This window comes from Paenibacillus sp. FSL R5-0473, assembly GCF_038004565.1.
GTDB classification, from domain to species: domain Bacteria; phylum Bacillota; class Bacilli; order Paenibacillales; family Paenibacillaceae; genus Paenibacillus; species Paenibacillus amylolyticus.
This window is the reverse complement of sequence record NZ_JBBORL010000001.1, coordinates 408,900-427,701: the sequence shown is the minus strand read 5'-3', so window position 1 is coordinate 427,701 and position 18,802 is coordinate 408,900. Positions and strand designations below refer to the sequence as shown.

Genomic DNA, 18,802 nt, shown 5'->3' with positions numbered 1-18,802 from the left:
AAAGATATAAAAGGTTATTGTCCAAACCATTGATCGCGATACTGACTCGGGGTAACTCCCTCCTGTTTCTTGAAGATCCGATTAAAATAACTATGCTGATATCCCACAGCCGCCGCAACATCATTAATTTTCATCGTTGTCTCCCGTAACAATTGCTTCGCCGCATCCATTCTCACACGTGTCAGATAATCAATAAAGTTGATGCCCGATACCTGTTTGAAAGCCTTACTCAGTGCATAGGGTGTCATCTGCTCCTCGTCAGCACAATTCTCCAGCGAAATGTCGCTGCGGTAATGTGTATCGATATACAACATCGTTCGTTCCACCACCAGTTTCAGCGGTTCCTGCGATCGTACCTCAACCTCTTGTATATAAGGTATGAGTACCTCATTCATCATCCATTGCTTCATCTGTACAGGTTCACGAATACCGGATAGTTGCTCATACATGTTGTAACCACCAAACAGCTTATAAGGTGTGACACCCGTTTGCAGCATCATGTGCTGAATGCTGCCAAGCAATTGAAGCATCATCTGTTGCACCTGAAATTCGGTACTGCCCGTCCGCGTAATCTCACTCATGAATTGTTCCAGCACACGTTCCGCTTCGGCTTGTTTGCCCAGCCTGACCGCCTGTAACAATTCCCTTTCCAGCCCAAGCGGATAGGAAGCTGCTTCATTTTTGCTGAAACACGCCTCATCCTCCAGATCGAGAATCTGACTTCCTTCCTCCACACTGCGATAAGCCACGGCCTGTTCCATCTCGACGAATCGTCCGGGCAGTTCCTGTAGTGAAGCTGCCGGGCGACTGACCATCAAGGTCACCTTCATTTTGAGCGTACGTCCAATGACCTCCACCAGTTCCCGTCCCCATAACAGCGCTTGTGACTTCACAGGTTCGTCCTGGGGAGCGATCACAAGCATGGCGGAAGACAGGTCATGAAAGTTCATGACACTGATCTGCCTGAAATAATTTTTCGCAACTTCCTGTGTAATATTCACTGCTGCAAAGGTGACTAATCCCGTGTCCTGGCTTCCAAATCTGCCTTGCAGCTGCTCATACCCCGTATAATACATCTGCACCAGCAAAAACTGCTGGCCCTCCAACTCAAATCCGAGATGACGCATGCGTTGCTGGAGATCCTGCTCGTTATAGGCGTATAGATGCCCCTGTACAAGTTGTAAGACAAAACTGTCGCGCAGATGGGGAAGTTGCTCCTGCAATTGGCGATGTGCCGTGACATTGCGGGAGGTCAGTTCGTTCCACTGTTGCTCCAGCAGCTTAAACTCGTCCAGCTTGGCATCCGTTAGTGTTGTTTCGTTTCTGCCAGGCGTAAGCAGATGCAGCATCCGTGCTACAGGCGAATAGATGCGGCGGGAAGCAAACCAGGATAACAACAATCCCAGGATGAGACTGCCTGCACTCGCAATGACGATGATTTTGGATACCAGTTTGACTGGCGAAGTGACTGAGGTCAAAGGTGCTGCGGAGACGTAAGTCCAGTCTGAATCGATCCGGCTCAATGAACCGTATGAGACAGAATAGGTCTGATCCTCATATCGGAACAGGAATGAGCGGCTGTCCGCATGCAGGGCTACTTCTTCTTTTAGCTGCTGCTCAAAAGCAGAAGTCTCTCCCGCCGTTCCCGGATTCCCGGTAACCAGTGTGTTTCCTTCCTGATCCATAAGGAACGTTAAACCTTCGTCATACGGAGTAAGCGTTTTCAATAAACTGGCGACTTTCTCGTTATCCAGCGTGATGATCAGTGCACCAAACGGATTAATGCTCTCCCCCGGTATCTTATGTACTAGAACAAGTGCATTGCCTGCATCCGTATGCAGTGGACTATCGTTGGTCGAAGGTTCGGTATCACTGTTGATGCTGGAAACCCAATCTGTCCAGTACACGTGGTTCCCCATGGAAAGGTATCGATCATAGGCTTGTACTTTGGCTTCATCGTTCAATTCGGTATAATCCCGATTAAACAAGATTGGCTTCGGTTCCTGCAAATACAGCTGTGCTGACTTGATCAGTGGATGAGAACCTTGTAATACGTATAAGGTAGTCACAATCTCCTGCGTTTCATTGAAATAATATACAAAATCCAACGTTCGCAGTGCATTGCCAAACCTCGGTTCAAAAGCCCAATGGGATAAGTTCATCTCCAGATAAGCCAGCTGGTCATCCACATTACGTGCCCGGTTCTCAATCTGGTTCTGGTGCATCTGATTGAACTCGGTTTCCATCCGGCCAACAACCTGTTGATACATGACGATACCTGTGATTAGTCCGGGAATGCTGGCAATGAGTAAAATAAGCATGAGGCTGTTTCGATAAAATCGTCCTTTATGCCTTCCAGCCTTCAAATCGGATAACCGCTTGAATCTGCCAAATATTCGATCGCTCCTAGTCGGTTCCATCGCTGCTCACCTGCCTGCTTGCATCGAGTCTGACTGTCATGGAAACTTCCTCAACTCCCCTGAGAATATATGGATGAAATCCTTTTCTTGTATTATACGCACAATCCTCAGGTGAATGAAACGATCTGTAACCGATCATTTTTTTAACCAATGTTTTATTAACATGACAAAATGGATTACAATGAGATATAGCAAACATGAAGGAGGCCTTTTTAATGAAAGAACAGACTTATTTTGAACAAAATAGAGAAAAACACCTGGCAGAACTGAATGAATGGTTGTCCATTCCAAGTATCTCTGCCATTTCAGAGCATAAAGAGGATATTAATCGTGCAGCACAATGGGCAGCAGATGCGCTCACACGTGCAGGCATGGAAAACGTAGAGGTCATTCAAACGGCTGGACATCCAATTGTCTATGCAGATCACCTGCATGCACCCGGCAAACCAACGGCTCTGATCTATGGACACTATGATGTACAACCTGTTGATCCGCTTAACCTGTGGGAGACACCTCCTTTTGAACCGACCGTTCGTGATGGCAAGCTGTATGCCCGTGGTGCAACGGATGATAAAGGACAGATTTTCCTACATATCAAGGCAGTAGAAGCCATTCTCGCCGAAAACAAGGAACTTCCAGTTAATATCAAGTTCTGTATCGAAGGCGAAGAGGAAATCTCCAGCCCGAACCTGCCCATCTATCTGCATGAACATACAGACAAGCTGCGTGCAGACATGGTACTGATCTCGGATACGTCCCTGCTTGAAAAAGGAAAACCGGCAATCTCCACTGGCCTGCGTGGCCTCTGCTCGCTTCACGTGGATCTGAACACAGCCAATACCGACTTGCACTCCGGTTCATTTGGTGGTGGTGTACCTAACGCACTGCACTCACTTGTATCCCTGCTCGCTTCGTTGCATGATGAGCAAGGTCGTGTGAGTGTAGATGGTTTCTACGACGGCGTTCTGCCACTGTCTCCTGAGATGAGAGAAGAATTTGTGAAACAGGGCTTCAATGAAGAACAGCTTCGTCAAGACCTCGGGCTGGAGCAATTGTACGGCGAAGAAGGTTACTCGTTCGTGGAACGTGTTGGCGCTCGTCCAACATTGGAATTGAACGGCGTATGGGGTGGTTTCCAGGGCGAAGGCAGCAAAACGGTTATTCCGAAGGAAGCTCATGCCAAAATTACATGCCGCCTTGTCGCGGATCAAGATCCACAGCATGTATTGGATCGTATCGAAGCACATCTGCGTGCTCACGTTCAACCAGGTGCAACGCTGCATGTGAAACAGATCGAAAAAGCTTTTGCTTTCAACACCGATCCTTCCAATCCAATTCTGCAAAAAGCGGCAGATGCGTATGAGCACGTGTATGGCGTTCGTGCCCTCTTTACCAAAGATGGCGGCTCCATTCCGATTGTGGAGAAGCTCTCACGTGTACTCGAAATCCCTGCTGTCATGATGGGCTTTGGCTTGCCGGATGAGAACTTACATGCACCGAATGAGCACTTCAACCTGGAGAACTTTGATAAAGGGTTGTTGACGATTGTTCAATTTCTGAAGAGTTTGTAATCATCGTGTTTAAAACCAGATCATGAGAGCGTGCTGAGTGGACGTTCCGGGGCCGAATCGTTCTTTAGATCGCTGTTATCGTCGGATTTTTTTGGATTCCCCTTCTCAAAGGGTAAAATCCGACGATAAAGGCGAACGCTCCGCTTCTTCAGAATCGATTTCGTCCCCTTCACTACGTTGCAGCTTCTCGCATGACTGATTTTAGGATTGAGCTAACTATTGAATGGCTAGTGTAATTAGGAGAACAAAAGGACGGCCTTCGGGTCGTTTTTTTGATTTATTTTGTTTTTTTGTTTTTTTGATTTTGTTTCTTGGTTCTTGGGTTCTTGGGTTCTTTGGTTCTTGGGTTCTTGTTTCTTGTTTCTTGTTTCTTTGGTGAAATTGTAGTTTTTTTGATGGCTGCTTTTTATGATGGAGACGATGAAGACTTACTTTTAAATGGGTTAGTGTATTAGAGCTAACAACATGGTGACCTTATAGGCCGTTTCTTTGGATTTTGTCGCGATCGTTACGTTGTAGCCTTATCGCGGCTGCTTCGAAGGATTGGGTCTCACTTTGATGGGTTAGTGTGATAGATTACCTTAACGATGGGCTACTGAACACTTTTTCGATTTTTTCTCGATCATTTCGTTATCGTTGTGCCTATGACTGATTTTATAGACGTAGTCTCAGTTTTAATGGTTTAGTGTATGGGAGATAACATACGCGACGGCTTATCGGCCGTTTTTTTAGATTGATCGGTATCCTTCACTAGGTTTCAGCTTTTACCCTGACTGGGCTACTTTATTGTGACTGGTTTTAGACGACGGCTAACTTTTAAGGAGTTGTGATGAGATAACTCAAGCGAAGGCCTTAGATGTTTATTTGAATCGATTGATATTTAGAATGCACCCTTATCGAGTATGTTGCGGATAGTGTAACGAAGATGTTGATAGCTACATGGTTGATAGCTACAGGGGTATTTGTGGATGGAGAATCTTGCGGGATTCCTGCGTTTTGACTTGTTTGTGCTTAGCGACTTCGGCGCGGGGCTTTGCCACGTAGCTGTTTACGTGCTGTTGCGCCCCGGCAAGCTAATCCAAAATGATGAGGTGAATGTTGTGTCTGCTTCTCACCTGACCAAAAATGCGCTGGCTCACTCGCTTAAATCACTGATGGAGCATACTCCATTGAACAAGATTACGGTCAAACATCTGGTGGAGAATTGCGGAGTGAACCGGCAAACCTTTTATTATCATTTTCAGGATATTTACGCGCTGCTTGGGTGGATCTATCAGACTGAAGCGGTGGAGAGTCTTACGGAGTACCGAAGCTACAGCACATGGACGGACGGATTCTATAAAATCTTTTGTTACATCGAGAACAACAAAACGTTCTGCTGCAACACACTCGACTCGCTCGGGCGTACCCATCTGGATGTATACCTCTATGAAGTAACCCATGATCTGATCATGGGTGTTATTGATGAACTCGCCTGCGGGATTAAGGTCCGCGGAGAAGACAAAGAGTTCGTTGCCAACTTCTATACTCTGGCCTTCACTGGGCTGATCATTCAATGGATGAGAGGCGATATGCAAGAACCGCCAAAACAGATTATTGAGAAGCTTAGTGAGCTAATCGAAGGCAATGTCCTGAGGGCACTGCACAGGTATGAGAACAAGCTGCCATCCACTTAAGGATGCGCGGCTTTTTTTCACATGTGATCTAAGCCTAGGTTTTAGACACTTTTCCAAAAGTGACCAAAAATTAGACACTCCCTTTCTTTTGATCATACCTTACGGAACCTGCAAGGTTTACATTAGGGATGTGATTACAGTAACTTTTGGAGGCGAATGATCGTGAAGAAAGAACATGGTAATAAACAGGTCTATTTTGTAGGCGGCGGCATTGCATCTTTGGCGGGTGCAGCTTATCTGGTTAGAGATTGTGACTTTCCCGGAGAACATATTCACATTATCGAAGAAATGCCGATTCTCGGCGGCAGCAATGACGGTGCTGGTAATCCCGATCAAGGATATATCATCCGCGGCGGACGGATGCTCAATGACGAGGCCTATGAGAATCTGTGGGAGTTGCTGGCTTCCATCCCTTCCATCGACCGTCCGGGCATATCTGTCCGACAGGAAATCACCGAATTTGACGATGCCAATCCCACACATTCCAATGCGCGGCTCATCAACCGTGACGGCAAGGTCGAAGATGTGCTCTCCATGGGTTTTGATATGGCGGACCGGTTGGCGATGGGCAAACTGATTATTACTTCTGAAGACACGCTGGGTAAATTGCGAATCAACGACTGGTTTGGCCCTCATTTTTTCAAAACAAACTTCTGGTATATGTGGGCGACCACCTTCGCTTTCCAGCCTTGGCATAGCGCCGTGGAATTCAAAAGATACATGCTTCGCTTTTTTCACGAATTCCCAAGAATTCAAACGCTGGAAGGTGTCACCCGCACACCGTTCAACCAATATGACTCGATTATCCTGCCATTGCATAACTACCTGGAACCGTTTGGCGTTGATTTCACGCTGAAATGTACGGTTACCGATCTGGATTTCAAAGACGGAGACGGCATTACGGTAAGTCGGATGCATGTGCTCAGGGGAGGTGAAGAGGAAGTCATTGACATCCTCGAAGGTGATCTCGTCATTGTCACAAACGGTTCGATGACCGAAGGGGCCGATATCGGCTCCATGACTTCCGCACCGAAACTGAACGGCAAGGGCAGCTCATGGAAGCTGTGGGAGAACATTGCCGCCAAGAAACCGTTGCTGGGCAATCCTTCTTCATTTAATGATCATGTGGATGAGTCCAAATGGGAATCGTTTACGGTCACCTTCCAGGATTCGGTCTTCTTTGATCTGATGGAGAAATTCACACGCAACCGGGCAGGTACCGGTGCTCTGGTTACTTTCAAGGATTCCAGCTGGTTCATGTCTGTCGTTCTCGCCTTCCAGCCGCACTTCCGCGGTCAGCCGGAGCATGTCAACGTATTCTGGGGATACGGATTATACCCGGATAACGTGGGCGATTACGTGAAGAAAAGAATGTGCGACTGTACAGGGGAAGAGATTATGCAGGAGTTGATCGGCCATCTTCATTTTCAGGAACATCAAGAGGACATCATGGCTACCGCCAACTGCATTCCTTGCATGATGCCATACATTACAGCGCAATTCATGCCTAGACTAAACAGCGACAGACCGAAGGTTGTACCTGAAGAGTCCACCAACCTGGCCTTCATCAGCCAATTCTGCGAGATTCCCGATGACGTGGTATTCACGGAAGAATATTCGGTCCGGGCAGCACGGATCGCCGTCTACACTCTTCTCGGAGAGAACCGGCCAATTGAGCCGATCAATAAGTATCAGTATGATGTTCGGACGCTGTTCAGTAGTTTTGTGACTTCGTTTAGATGACCACTTTTCATGAGGATTCAGACATTAGATGAATGAAAAATGTTGGATGGATCTGTGGATGGGGATAGATCTTTGGAGATATCTATAGAATTCGGTGAGTAACTTTGTGATCTTTAGGAAGCTTTGTTATCTTAATTCTATGGATTGTGCCAAGTTAGTAAGATATGAGTTACTACATGAGTTAGCTTCAGAAGCTTGCATCCCCGTTGAACGAGATAATGAGTGAATATGGTTGTTGCTGAACTGATTAGTCGTTGTATAAAGAAAATAGAGAGAGTTCCGTCAGCTATGACAGGACTCTCTCTTTCGTTTACTCGTGTACTATCTAAGTCCAACCCATAGCTTTCATCGAGATTGCCAACTGTCGTCTAAAGAACCTCACAAACCTTATTACTTGAAATTTCGCAGGTTTGAAAATCTAACGAATCGTAGACATCTTATTTGCGCTTTAGACATGTTTAAGTAACGAAATATCGTTAAATTGCATTAAATAGCGTGTCTGAGATTCGTTACATTTTCTATGACTGCCAAATCATTGGAATAAGGCTTCACAGATTCGTTAGCACTACTCACGCTGCTTATTACAGCCTACATATCACACTTCGCTTAAGTGCGGAATGTTGTGAACTTCAGCATGTGCACTAGCTTGGATAAATGTGCGATCTCCTGCTGGACTCCAGAGGTGTCCGTACCTGCCATTGCCTGATTTGCTCGCAGCGTTCTACGTGTATTCAGCATACCCTCGATCAGTTTCATGACTGTGTTGCGTCCACGATGATCGACAATCATATACTTTTTGCGTGAATCCAGCTCTACCCATACGATGTTGCTGAATGATGTGAACAGATGCCTGCGGTACAGCTCCATATCGGTCTCATTGTAATGCTCGCCATAAAAGGCATAATATCCGTGTATGTGCAACTTCTCCGCCAACACTGTGATGAACGGATCATGTTCGAGCATAGCGTTACGTTCCATGTTTCACGCCTCCGTTATGCGTGATCCGCAGATCCCGTCTTTTTGAGATCTATTTTAACATATTGCGCAAGGTGTTGCCTCTACACAGATAAAAGCCAAGTTTTAACTCCGAAGACCGATGCATCACAAAGGAGAGTTATTAGCACGATACTAATTTTCTAAATCTAATATGACTCTCCTATCCGTCTGCCCTTCACCCACACACCCTCAATATCCAACTCCGCATTCAGCAAAACGATATCTGCCTGCTTGCCTTGAGCCAGGGAACCTGTCCGATGATCAATACCCAGCAGGCGTGCCGGGGTCATACTTGCTGCTTTTGATGCAGCGTTCAGACTCAAGCCCACTTCCTGTATCAGGTAACGGAAACCGCGAATCATTGTCAGCGTGCTTCCCGCCAGTGCGCCGCCGTCCTTCAGTCTGGCCTCGCCATGCTTCACAATTACGGGCAGGTCGCCGATTTTGTACTCCCCATCATCCAATCCCGCAGCAGACATGGCATCTGTAATCAACACGAGTTGATCATTATGTTGCTTCAGCTGAGCGAGGATTGATATCGCCGCAGGGTGAACATGAATGCCGTCGGCAATCACCTCGGCACTGATGCGTGAATCACTCAGCACGGCTCCTGCAGCACCCGGCAGCCGGTGATGCAGCGGTGTCATGGCATTGAACGTATGTACTGCATGATGCAGTCCGGCATCCACTGCCCGCTCCACCTCTTCATAGGTCGCATCCGTGTGACCAAGTGCGGCTGTAATCCGTTGTTTTCGTAGCCATGAAATGACTTTCAGCGCGCCTTCACGTTCCGGTGCCAATGTAACTTGACGGATCAGGCCAGGATATTGCTTCTCCCATGCTTCGAGCCAAGATACATCAGGCAGAATGATGTGTTCCGGATTTTGCGCTCCAGGCCATTTCGGACTAAAAAACGGACCTTCCAAGTGCATACCCTCAAGCTGTGCATAGGGCATTTCACTCGAACGATAGCGGTCGACTTCGGCAAGTACGCTGTCCAGGCGCTCTTTCGGAGCCGTCATGGAAGTCGCAAGCATCGCTGTTGTGCCCTGTGTACTATGAAAAGAAGTGATCTTGTCCAACACCTCCGGGCTTGCGTCCATAAAGTCTTCTCCGTTCCCACCATGCACATGGATATCAATGAATCCAGGCACAATGAGACCACATTCCGGTACTGACAGCGGCAAAGCCTCGCTTCGAATCCGTTCAGGAAGACCTTCCGGTATCCCGGCATAAAGGATTTCCCCATCCCTCCAGGCTATTACACCGTCTTCCAGTATTTCATCTGCAAGGAGCAGCTTGCCCCGAAGAAGAGAAATATTTTCATCACGCTGGCCCCAGCTAACATGGCTATTCTCCTCGGTCATCTCACCAGCCTCCCTGCCGCACGGTCCAGCAATACCACCACATTTGGATGACATTGCAAAAGCGATGCAGGACAGGCAGTTGTGATTGGCCCCATAAAAGCTTCGCGGATAATCTCGGCTTTTTCCTCGCCACGGGCAATGAGCAGAATCTGTTTGGCTTTCAAAATGGTACCGACACCCATTGTAATCGCCTGAGCCGGAACTTCATCAATGCTTTCAAAGAAGCGTGCGTTTGCCTTTCGCGTCTCGTCTTTCAGATCCACGACATGCGTTCGTCCTGTAAGTTCAGTTCCCGGTTCATTGAAGCCAATATGACCATTATGTCCAATACCCAACAGTTGAAGGTCTACCGGTCCACGATCGTCCAGCCGTTGTTCATAGGAATTACATTCCTGTTCCAGATCTGCAGCCTGACCATCAGGCACTTGCGTTCTAGCAATATCTACATCGATATGATTGAATAATTGTTCATTCATAAAACTGCGGTAACTTTCGCGATGTTCTGTTGGAAGTCCAACATACTCATCCAGATTAAAAGAAGAAGCCTGTGAAAAGCTGACAAGCCCCTTCTGATATAACGTGATAAGCTGTTTATATATGCCTACAGGAGAACTTCCTGTAGCAAGCCCCAATACAGCCCGTGGTTTGGTCTGCAACAAGCTGGCAATGAGGCCAGCACCTGTGGCGTTCAAATCTTCTTCATTTTCAAAAATGCGTATATTCATCTTCATCTGTCAGGCACCTCCGTTGTGTTGGACTCGATAAGATTGCACATTGTGATAGGATTGTTCCAGTCTGGGGATAAAACGGTCAAAGTCGGCACTTACCATGCCTGTGAACAAAATATCGACCACATGCAGGAGTGCAATACGGGAAGCCATATCTCCACGCCTCATGCCTTCTTCCAGAGAGGACGTAAAGAGTGGGATATCGGATACAGTTGCAAGCTTGTTACTGCCATAGGAAGTCAGTGAAATCGTAGAAGCTCCGGCCTGTTTGGCACAATGCAGGGCATCGATGGTCTCTGGTGTTTCGCCTGAATAGGATACGGCCATCGCCACATCTCCCTCGGCGAGCGAAGATGCGGATGTAATCTGCATGTGTGAGTCGGAGAAAGCCGTACAGCTCTTGCCGATCCGCACCAGTTTCTGATAGAAATCCTGTGTAACAATCGAAGAGGTGGCCACACCGTACAGGTCGATGCGGCGAGCCTGGCACAATAATTGAACGGCTTGCTCCAATCTGCCCAAATCCAGCAAACGGGTGGTATCTGCAATAGACGCGAGGTGGTTGGCTTCGATAGCTTCAACAATTTTGGATAGGGAATTGCCCGCTACAATATCCTGATACGCCGTTTCATCGGATGCGTGGGACAATTCTGCGGCGAGTTTCATTTTGAAATCGGGAAAACCTTTGAAATGAAACGACTTGCAAAAGCGGGTTACCGTCGCCGCACTTGTGCCACTCCGCTCTGCCAGATGACTAATCGTCCAGCCGGGAATGTCCGATGGAGATTGCATAATGACTTCGGCAATACGTCGCTCCTGAGCCGGAAGGTTATTCAGTTCTTGCTGCAACGCACGTAATATGGCTGCCATGAGGACCTCGCTTTATGAAAATTATTTTTATTTATTTTTAATAAATTAAGAAAATCATTTTTATAACTTTATTCTAATCAAGACGATCCTGCAAATCAAGAGGAATTTAACATGACTTTTGCAATGATCTGAGCGTGTATAGACCCTCACCTGCTTGATACGCATAGTTGATGTCCTTTATATTGAGAATCGAGAGGGGTGCAATTCTAATGAATCGAAGACAACAGGAAAAGCTCATTCCTTCCATCTGGATTATGGCTTCCAAACAAACAGAAGGACACGCCTATTATGCCCTCTATGCTATCGACTGGAAACGCGGAGGTCGGCTGAGTTGGGAAGGCTGGAATCAGCTCGAAGACCTGCTGCAATTTCATATTCCGATCAAACGAAAAGCCGGAGGCCGAAAATCTTCTTCCCAGCCTGCCGCCAAAATTGCGAAAAAGAACTCCATCTTCATCTGAACGAAGCAGAGTTCGAGGAATTGGAGCAGCTCTTTTATCAGTCTTTTTCGAAGAAAAGATGGAGAAGTTTCATTCAAATGAATAGAAATCTATAAGTGATAAACTATTATGGATTCGGTTGTTTCATTTTTTCACGCTAAAACAAAAAAAGCCTCTTCCCTTCTTTGGATAAAGAATAGGAAAGACTTTCGCGGTACAACGATTCAATTCATTTTGATTCAATTTAACTAAGTTAGCTCGTTCTAATTGATGCCATCATATCGTTTTAAGAACTTACTGGCTAAGCTGGGGACAGTCATTTGATGAACCGATTGATTCTCAATCTCCTCCGCCAGATCGTCATCTGTGAGAGAAACGAAGAACGTAATATCTGCTTTGGTTTGTCCATATCGGGCGAAAACGTCATCTGCTGTCTCATTCACAACTTTCGCAATGATTCGAATGATCTCATCCTTATACTTCTGGACATCTTCTGTTGCATACAAAAATCGGCTGATGTAGTTAAAGTGCGTATCCTCGCCATATTGATATTCGGAGCAGCCCCATCTGTAATAGATCTCGTCCTGCTCGCTGTCGCACAACCCCTGTTCCTTCATATTGGTAATATGCCTAGTCAGGGATTCCTCTGTACTTACCGCCATGAACAGCGTTACCCAATCACTGTCCGTTCCAAATGCACAAGCATATACTTCCTCATCCTGAACCTTAGCCAGCGTTTGTTCTAGATCGGGCAGAAAACCCGCACGAAAATGGTCTTCAAATTCATTTAAGAAAAGGTCCATTTAGATCATCCTTTCTACCATTGTTTCAATTTCAAGCCTTACTTACTACCTTATCTGTTTCATATATGTAATCATTATGGTCTACTAAAATAATGAAAACAAGCGATGCTACGTTTCGGATCTTTCTTAAATTCATGATCCAGCACAGCAAAAAAGCCTTGCCCCATTCTTCATGACAAAGAATAGAGAAAGGCTTTCATGCTGCTACTTAATCCTAACTGTAATTCGCAACTAAATCTTCAGTTCTCCAAGCTTAATCAGCTCGACAACTGCCTGCGAACGACCCTTAACATTGAGTTTCTGCATCACATTCGAAATATGGTTACGCACCGTTTTCTCGCTGATGAATAACTGCCCTGCGATGTCACGCGTTGTTTTGTCTTGAACCAGTAATTCGAATACTTCGCGTTCACGGTGGGTCAACAAAAATTTGCTTTTATGATCGATACCCTTCAATGTTCACCCCTCCTTGCTCGGGTTGTGTTGGTGTAACAAGGTTAAGGGGATACAGTCAACTCATCTTATGTCAGGTCAAGGGCGTTGGTTCAGTTTTATAAGAAAAATGGGCAGTAATTTGCATACATCCCTCTAAAATAGTTGGTGCATAGTTCAAAAAATTATGTATTAATCAGTTATTGTTCTTCCAAGCCCTTTCGGTATAACTCCAACGCTTAAAAAACTCTTTCTCATCAATTATTGAATGATAAACAGGTTCAAGAAAAGAAACAAGAGCATCCATCACATCCTGAAATGCAAGTTGTTCTTCAACCCCTAAACGACGCAGAAAAGCCTGCCACTGTTTTGTCCGACCTTCATTTTCAGCAAATTCTTCATGAAACAGAGGATGCTCTTTTTCAAATATTGTGCCCCGTTGTTGGAAGGTTTCGGACACTGCCTCGTGAAGGATTCGACCATCAAAGTTGTTCGTTGTTAACAGCGTATAAATATCATAAAAATCCTTCATCCGACTATTCATCACAGATAATGTGATCATGGCTTCAAATTTTTCTGAAATGACGGATTCCCTCGAGTAGGCTTGAACTTGTGGTGCTGTCATATCCAGGAGAACAGGATATTCAATAAGCTGGGGCTTCGGGACCACCACATCACCAAATCCGATATCAAACTGCAAACTTTTTCTCATCCGCCCTAAAAGAGCAGTTACTTTAATTCTTACTCCCTCATAATCAGCATCTTCTTTAATTCTCTCCGTTGTCAGTTCATCCAACTGAAATGCAATACCATCCGTAGGAACCGCTATTGAGCAAATGGAGACAAACGACTCTCTTAATAAATCCAGTTCATTAGCAATCTGTCTGGCGAGAAAATCAACGTCTTTGGTTGGACGTGCCTTGAATCGAGTTTGTGAGAACAGAAACAACCCGCCCTTTAAAATGAATTTATCCCTGTACTCAGAAATGGATAAACGATATAAGAATCGCTCCTGAAAATAAAGCAACAGCAAGGTATCAAATGCTTTTCCTGATTTTTTTGCTATATTTTTCAAACGTTCAGAAACAGAGGCGGGGATATTTTTAATTTCACTCATCAGATCAGCACCTCCAGATACTTTTGCAAAACCGTTCGAATTCGTAGCTTATCAGCGTAGGAGACAAGCCTTGTTATATTCTTGTAGGGGGATTGAAGGTAATTCCTCAGCCCTTCCTTCATCAAATCAATTCCAATCTTCTCACGATACCTCACCATATCACAAATTGTTTTCTCACGATCATAAATTTTAACTGCCGAGCCATCGATACAGACTTCATCAATTCCGATTTTGTATTGAGCATCTGCCAAATAGATTACTTTAATAGGAGGATAGTCTGGAAGCTTTGGCTTTTTACCGCCACGATGAATAGCAATCTGATATTCCCATGGATTGTAAGTTGTCAGTTCATAGAAGGAGAGCGCAGAGAGAAGACATATAACTCCTTTGGGAACAAGTTTGGATACCTCAACCATTTCATGGGGCGGTTCATTAAATTGACCAGACTGTCGGTAAATCCCCTGTTTTACCCGTTCAATTTCACCAGCGGACTCCAGTTTTTTTATGTAGTAAGGGGATACGCCCGCTTCTATAAAATCTTTTGTTCGAGCAAAACCATGCTGTTCTTCAAATACTCGCATTGCAGCAACTACAATTTTCTCGTTCATACACTCACCACCATTCACATTTGCGCGTGCATTTCTTGCCTTATCTGGATCTGTTCAGAATTTTCTTTCCAAGTTCATTCTAATACATAACTATTCCACACCCTAATTTCAATCCCCTTTATTATTCACTAAAAACTCTGCACTTAGACGTAAGAGCAGAATATAATTCTTTTAGGAGCGCAAGAATATTAGATGGTACTTCATTTCGTTAGTCTATTTAGTCTATATGGAAGACAAATATTCTGAATTTATTGAAGAAACATTCAAAGTGAATCCTGTTGAGATTATGTAAGACAAACATGCCCCTGCAGCAGATGTTACCATCTGCGCAAAGGCACACTTGTTCATGTCAAAAAACTACCGATTCATTCGATTCATAACACCACCGTTGTGATTACGGTTCATCAGGCCATCGTCAAGGATGCCATCACGGTTATTCGTATCTGTTCCGTTCGTTGGGAAAATGCGCTCCACCATCGATTGGAACGTATCGATCATGCCACTAACGGGCTTACCGTTACGAATATCTGTGGCATAGTTCTCGACATGCTCCACAAAATCCGGATTGGCTGATACATATACATTCTCGATGTTTGGTGCAAACTGTTTGATTTTGGCTGAAATCTTACCCTTAATCTCAGCTGATGTGTTATCGTCCGTGCTATCTACACGTTGTCCTTCACTTTTCATACCATAATGCCCATCGTCTGTCCCACGTGCTTTGCCGCTGTTTGTCAGACCACGCATCATGCCAACGGCGCCTGTGCCCATGGTTCCATAGATGCTGCGGTCATTCCCCATATGGCTGCGGTCCGTTGCCGAATTTGTGTTCAGTCCTGGAGCAATTCCGCTAGTGCTGTACGGAGACATTGTGCCCGTACCGCCATTCACACGCATACCACCCATATCGTGATTCATGTTGCCTCCACGCATGGTATCACTGGCATGATTACGCATCGTTCCATTCAGCATGCTCGTACGACCATTGGACTTGCTCTCCAACTTGCCTGCATGACCATCTGCTAAACGAACCGCGACATAAGCATTACGATCCGTTAACATGACACGGGCGGATTTTACTTCCTTCATCTCCGTGATACGTTTTGCCAGCTCTTCGCTGGATTTCAGGTCAGTAACATTGTGCATGCGATAACTTTTCGCACGGATGCCATCCATGCCATTTGTTTCCACACCATAACGGTTAATGCCGTTGGCTTGCTGACGAACACTTTGCGTATGCATATTGTTGGTATCCCGATTCGTGCCACAACCTGTCAAACCGGCCATTACAAAGATTGCAGTAGATAATGATAACGTAATAGCTGTTGCCTTTTTGACTGCTGGCATGTACTCATCCTCCAATGTTTGTTGGTTTTGGTCACAAAGATAGGATGCGCTTCTGTACGTACCGATATGCTGAAAGGATATGGTACCTTACCCTGTAGATTCAGGTTTTCTGGTTTTGGTCTTTGTTTATTGGTCTTTGAATTTTTGATCTCTGAACAGTGAGGGCTTCAAGGGCTCCACCAATAAAATAAAAAAACAGTGCTGCTAGTTCGCAGCACTGCCTGGAAATAATATTTGCATCTCAACGCAACAATATCACTTATCCTCCGCCCCGCTCATTTCCCGTCTGTTGATGAGGAAGTCGTTTCGTCCTTTGGAGAACTCGATGACTCTTCTGAAGAAGTTGTAGATGCTTTAATTGTATCCGGGAATTTCTCGGCTTCCGTTAGACTTGTCGTATCCATGCCATATGCCCATTGACCATCCGGCGTAATAACCCAGATCTGATCCGGTTCGGATGGCACCGTAAGTCCCCGATACACATCTCGAACTTGTTGCCCATTGACTGTCTGTTCAACAGACAGGGTGAATCGTGGAACCGAATTCTTCAGCTCAGACGCTTTAAGCACATCATCTGCTGTCGACAGATTTTTGATTTTGCCGATAAGAGATACGGCATCTGTGGCTTCAATCGTTTTTCCATTAAGTGTCCAGCTCTGCTCTGCTGCATCGTTCTCTGATGTCGATGTTAACATCCAGGTAGCTGCTTCACCTTCCCACTCCAGAGACCCAACATTTGTCTCATCCATGTTAAAAGGTGTAGTGTCCAACAAATCACGACGAGACAAAGCTATGCTGGTAATCGCCTCTGTCTGCACGGCAACCACAGGGCCCGAATCAACACGCACATAACGTGCATCATCTGCTGGAAGCTGGCCGCCAATAGCCAGTTTGATCTCCCGATTATCTTTGAGTTTGATATCCATACGTGTAGCATCTGTTCCTAATCCGTACTTATCCAGATCCGTTGGTTCTTCTTCTACCACCAGTTCCTGATTTGCACCACTCAGAGCATCCAGCCAGCTGCTTACACTGTAACCGTTCAGAGGATAGGCTTTTGGCTCAACCATCTGCCATACGCCATTTTCAAGCGTTAAAGTCGAAGTTGCTGCTACATCGGATGTCTCCTCCGTTGTGTCATGTATTGTAATAGATTGAACATCCCCGGATTGAATACCAAGCAACTTGGCTTGAACCGCTTCTTCTTCCCGAAAATAATTTTGACTGGCCGCGTACACCCAGCCCACAATTAGTACGATGACCACCAGAATCGTTGGAACCCATTTTCTCATACTCGTCTACGCCTCCACCATAAGAGTACACCGATGATAACAAAGATAAGTGGGAATGCTACAATAGCCACGAAGAAAATCGTTCTGGCTTGCTCGGCATTCAGGTATGCCGTCTCATACCCGGCTTGTACCCGTGGGCGAATCGTCAATCCATTTTCTTTCTCACTCAAATAGTTTACCGTATTCAAAATAAAGTCCCGATTGCCGCCATTCGCAATTTCCGAATCCTGCATGAAAATGGACGAGCCCAGAATAACCGCCTTCGGTTTGCCATCCGTTGTATCGGCTGCATACCCTAATTCAACGGGTCCCTGAATGTCCTCTTCGGCATCATTGGTTGTTTCATTCTGCAATAAACCGCCGATATTTGTCTCCCCATAACTGTCATTCGAAGAATGAATTAACGGTGAAAGGGTATATTTATCCTGTTCTTTGCTGGTCAACGCAATCGACAGCGACAACATCGGATACAATTGGCTCGCAGCGAGTTTGTCCGTAATTGCATGTGTACCATACTCCGGTACCACCCAGAGTGGCCCCATCGTACTGGCTTGCTGATTATCCACCATGACCGCATGCTCATCAACGACGCCATAGTCGGCCATGAGGCCATCGATGTTTTTCCAACTGGATTTCATATCTTCTACAAATCCGAGGGATAATAACAGCTTGCCTCCATTACTCAGATACGTGCGAATGGCTTTCATTTCGGTATCACTGAGATCACGTTGTGGGCCAATAATGGCGAGCACATCTGCATCTTCCGGAACCTTTCCGGCTTGATTCAGCTGCAACTCTTCCGTCTGCACATTATTTTGTTCCAAGGAGGATTGCAGCGTAGTCATCTGAGCGAGACTCAGCTCTTCATGTCCAGTCAAAAAGACCATTTTGTGCATCTCCGTGGATGACATATTCATGAGCGCCTGCGTAAGTTTTTCCTCACCTGTGAACTGATATGATCCGTCACTTCCGTCACCTGTCGCGGTGAACAGACTGGCGATATCAATCACTTTGTGTTGATCTCCCTGCTCCAGCACAATGGAGCTGCCTGTTATGCCGTATTTGGATGCAAGCGCAGGTTCCTGCGTCAGATTATATTGTTTTATTTTCAACTTGCTGTTACGTTTCGTGTATTCCTCGACCATATCCGTGACCTCACGGTTCAGGACGGTGTTGTTGGCATTTTCGACCGTTAACACCAGAATGTTGACGTCATCCTTCACATTTTTGATCGCAGTAAGAGACTGGTCAGACAATGTGTATTGTTTGTTCGAGGTCAGATCCAGCTGGAAGCCGCCAAGTGAATTCAGGAACAGTGTTAGCAAAATAAAGATGCCAATCACCGCTACGGACAGCACGGTACTGTTGGTATGACTTAACCATTTTTTCATC

Annotated in this window: 16 protein-coding genes; 4 read left to right on the top strand and 12 right to left on the bottom strand. The window is 45.7% G+C overall.

Features of this window, described 5'->3' with window-relative positions; translation table 11 throughout:
• Positions 1 to 14: 14 nt before the first annotated feature.
• A complete protein-coding gene (locus tag MKY28_RS02005) occupies positions 15 to 2,420 on the bottom strand; it encodes an AraC family transcriptional regulator (RefSeq protein ID WP_340934619.1) in 2,406 nt (801 codons plus the stop codon).
• Positions 2,421 to 2,635: 215 nt separating this feature from the next.
• Between MKY28_RS02005 and MKY28_RS02000 the strand changes: the two genes are divergently transcribed.
• The 3 genes from MKY28_RS02000 to MKY28_RS01990 all read left to right on the top strand — a co-directional run bounded on the left by MKY28_RS02000 (position 2,636) and on the right by MKY28_RS01990 (position 7,410).
• Positions 2,636 to 3,991 carry a dipeptidase gene (locus tag MKY28_RS02000; RefSeq protein ID WP_340934617.1) on the top strand — a complete coding sequence of 452 codons (1,356 nt, stop codon included), beginning with the start codon at positions 2,636 to 2,638 and terminating at the stop codon, positions 3,989 to 3,991.
• Between the two features lie 968 nt (positions 3,992 to 4,959).
• On the top strand, positions 4,960 to 5,667 hold the full coding sequence (locus MKY28_RS01995) for a TetR-like C-terminal domain-containing protein (protein WP_340934615.1): 708 nt from the start codon (positions 4,960 to 4,962) through the stop codon (positions 5,665 to 5,667).
• Positions 5,668 to 5,823: 156 nt separating this feature from the next.
• The gene (locus MKY28_RS01990) at positions 5,824 to 7,410 is read left to right on the top strand and encodes an oleate hydratase (protein ID WP_340934613.1); all 1,587 of its coding nucleotides are present in this window, start codon (positions 5,824 to 5,826) and stop codon (positions 7,408 to 7,410) included.
• 606 nt (positions 7,411 to 8,016) lie between these two features.
• Here MKY28_RS01990 and MKY28_RS01985 read toward each other — a convergent pair.
• The 4 genes from MKY28_RS01985 to MKY28_RS01970 all read right to left on the bottom strand — a co-directional run bounded on the left by MKY28_RS01985 (position 8,017) and on the right by MKY28_RS01970 (position 11,371).
• A complete protein-coding gene (locus MKY28_RS01985) occupies positions 8,017 to 8,388 on the bottom strand; it encodes a hypothetical protein (protein WP_101314274.1) in 372 nt (123 codons plus the stop codon).
• A gap of 164 nt (positions 8,389 to 8,552) precedes the next feature.
• Positions 8,553 to 9,773, bottom strand: coding sequence for an N-acetylglucosamine-6-phosphate deacetylase (gene nagA / locus MKY28_RS01980; RefSeq protein ID WP_340934612.1), 1,221 nt, complete (start codon positions 9,771 to 9,773; stop codon positions 8,553 to 8,555).
• Positions 9,770 to 10,498: a glucosamine-6-phosphate deaminase gene (nagB, locus tag MKY28_RS01975; RefSeq protein WP_340937800.1), complete on the bottom strand. Its 729-nt coding sequence runs from the start codon at positions 10,496 to 10,498 to the stop codon at positions 9,770 to 9,772. The genes nagA and nagB overlap by 4 nt, the downstream gene beginning before the upstream one ends.
• A 9-nt stretch (positions 10,499 to 10,507) precedes the next feature.
• On the bottom strand, positions 10,508 to 11,371 hold the full coding sequence (locus tag MKY28_RS01970) for a MurR/RpiR family transcriptional regulator (protein ID WP_100527773.1): 864 nt from the start codon (positions 11,369 to 11,371) through the stop codon (positions 10,508 to 10,510).
• A gap of 209 nt (positions 11,372 to 11,580) precedes the next feature.
• Here MKY28_RS01970 and MKY28_RS01965 point away from each other — a divergent pair, with 209 nt between their 5' ends.
• Positions 11,581 to 11,832, top strand: a complete 252-nt coding sequence (locus MKY28_RS01965; RefSeq protein WP_243391337.1) for a hypothetical protein — start codon at positions 11,581 to 11,583, stop codon at positions 11,830 to 11,832.
• Positions 11,833 to 12,074: 242 nt separating this feature from the next.
• On the opposite strand, the gene MKY28_RS01960 is transcribed toward MKY28_RS01965, so the two are convergent.
• From MKY28_RS01960 to MKY28_RS01930, 7 genes are all read right to left on the bottom strand, one after another.
• Positions 12,075 to 12,614: a DUF4303 domain-containing protein gene (locus MKY28_RS01960; RefSeq protein WP_340934609.1), complete on the bottom strand. Its 540-nt coding sequence runs from the start codon at positions 12,612 to 12,614 to the stop codon at positions 12,075 to 12,077.
• 231 nt (positions 12,615 to 12,845) lie between these two features.
• Positions 12,846 to 13,070, bottom strand: a complete 225-nt coding sequence (locus MKY28_RS01955; RefSeq protein ID WP_017692532.1) for a helix-turn-helix domain-containing protein — start codon at positions 13,068 to 13,070, stop codon at positions 12,846 to 12,848.
• Positions 13,071 to 13,242: 172 nt separating this feature from the next.
• Positions 13,243 to 14,163 (bottom strand): nucleotidyl transferase AbiEii/AbiGii toxin family protein, encoded by a 921-nt coding sequence (locus MKY28_RS01950; RefSeq protein WP_340934607.1) that lies wholly within the window; start codon positions 14,161 to 14,163, stop codon positions 13,243 to 13,245.
• Positions 14,163 to 14,771 (bottom strand): type IV toxin-antitoxin system AbiEi family antitoxin domain-containing protein, encoded by a 609-nt coding sequence (locus MKY28_RS01945; protein ID WP_340934605.1) that lies wholly within the window; start codon positions 14,769 to 14,771, stop codon positions 14,163 to 14,165. The genes MKY28_RS01950 and MKY28_RS01945 overlap by 1 nt, the downstream gene beginning before the upstream one ends.
• Before the next feature lie 357 nt (positions 14,772 to 15,128).
• Complete coding sequence (locus MKY28_RS01940) at positions 15,129 to 16,118, bottom strand: YhcN/YlaJ family sporulation lipoprotein (RefSeq protein WP_051449926.1); 990 nt, start codon at positions 16,116 to 16,118, stop codon at positions 15,129 to 15,131.
• A gap of 275 nt (positions 16,119 to 16,393) precedes the next feature.
• On the bottom strand, positions 16,394 to 17,410 hold the full coding sequence (locus MKY28_RS01935; RefSeq protein ID WP_340934602.1) for a DUF4340 domain-containing protein: 1,017 nt from the start codon (positions 17,408 to 17,410) through the stop codon (positions 16,394 to 16,396).
• Positions 17,407 to 18,801, bottom strand: a complete 1,395-nt coding sequence (locus MKY28_RS01930; RefSeq protein ID WP_340934600.1) for a GldG family protein — start codon at positions 18,799 to 18,801, stop codon at positions 17,407 to 17,409. Before MKY28_RS01930 ends, MKY28_RS01935 begins: the two co-directional genes overlap by 4 nt.
• Position 18,802: the final 1 nt, after the last annotated feature.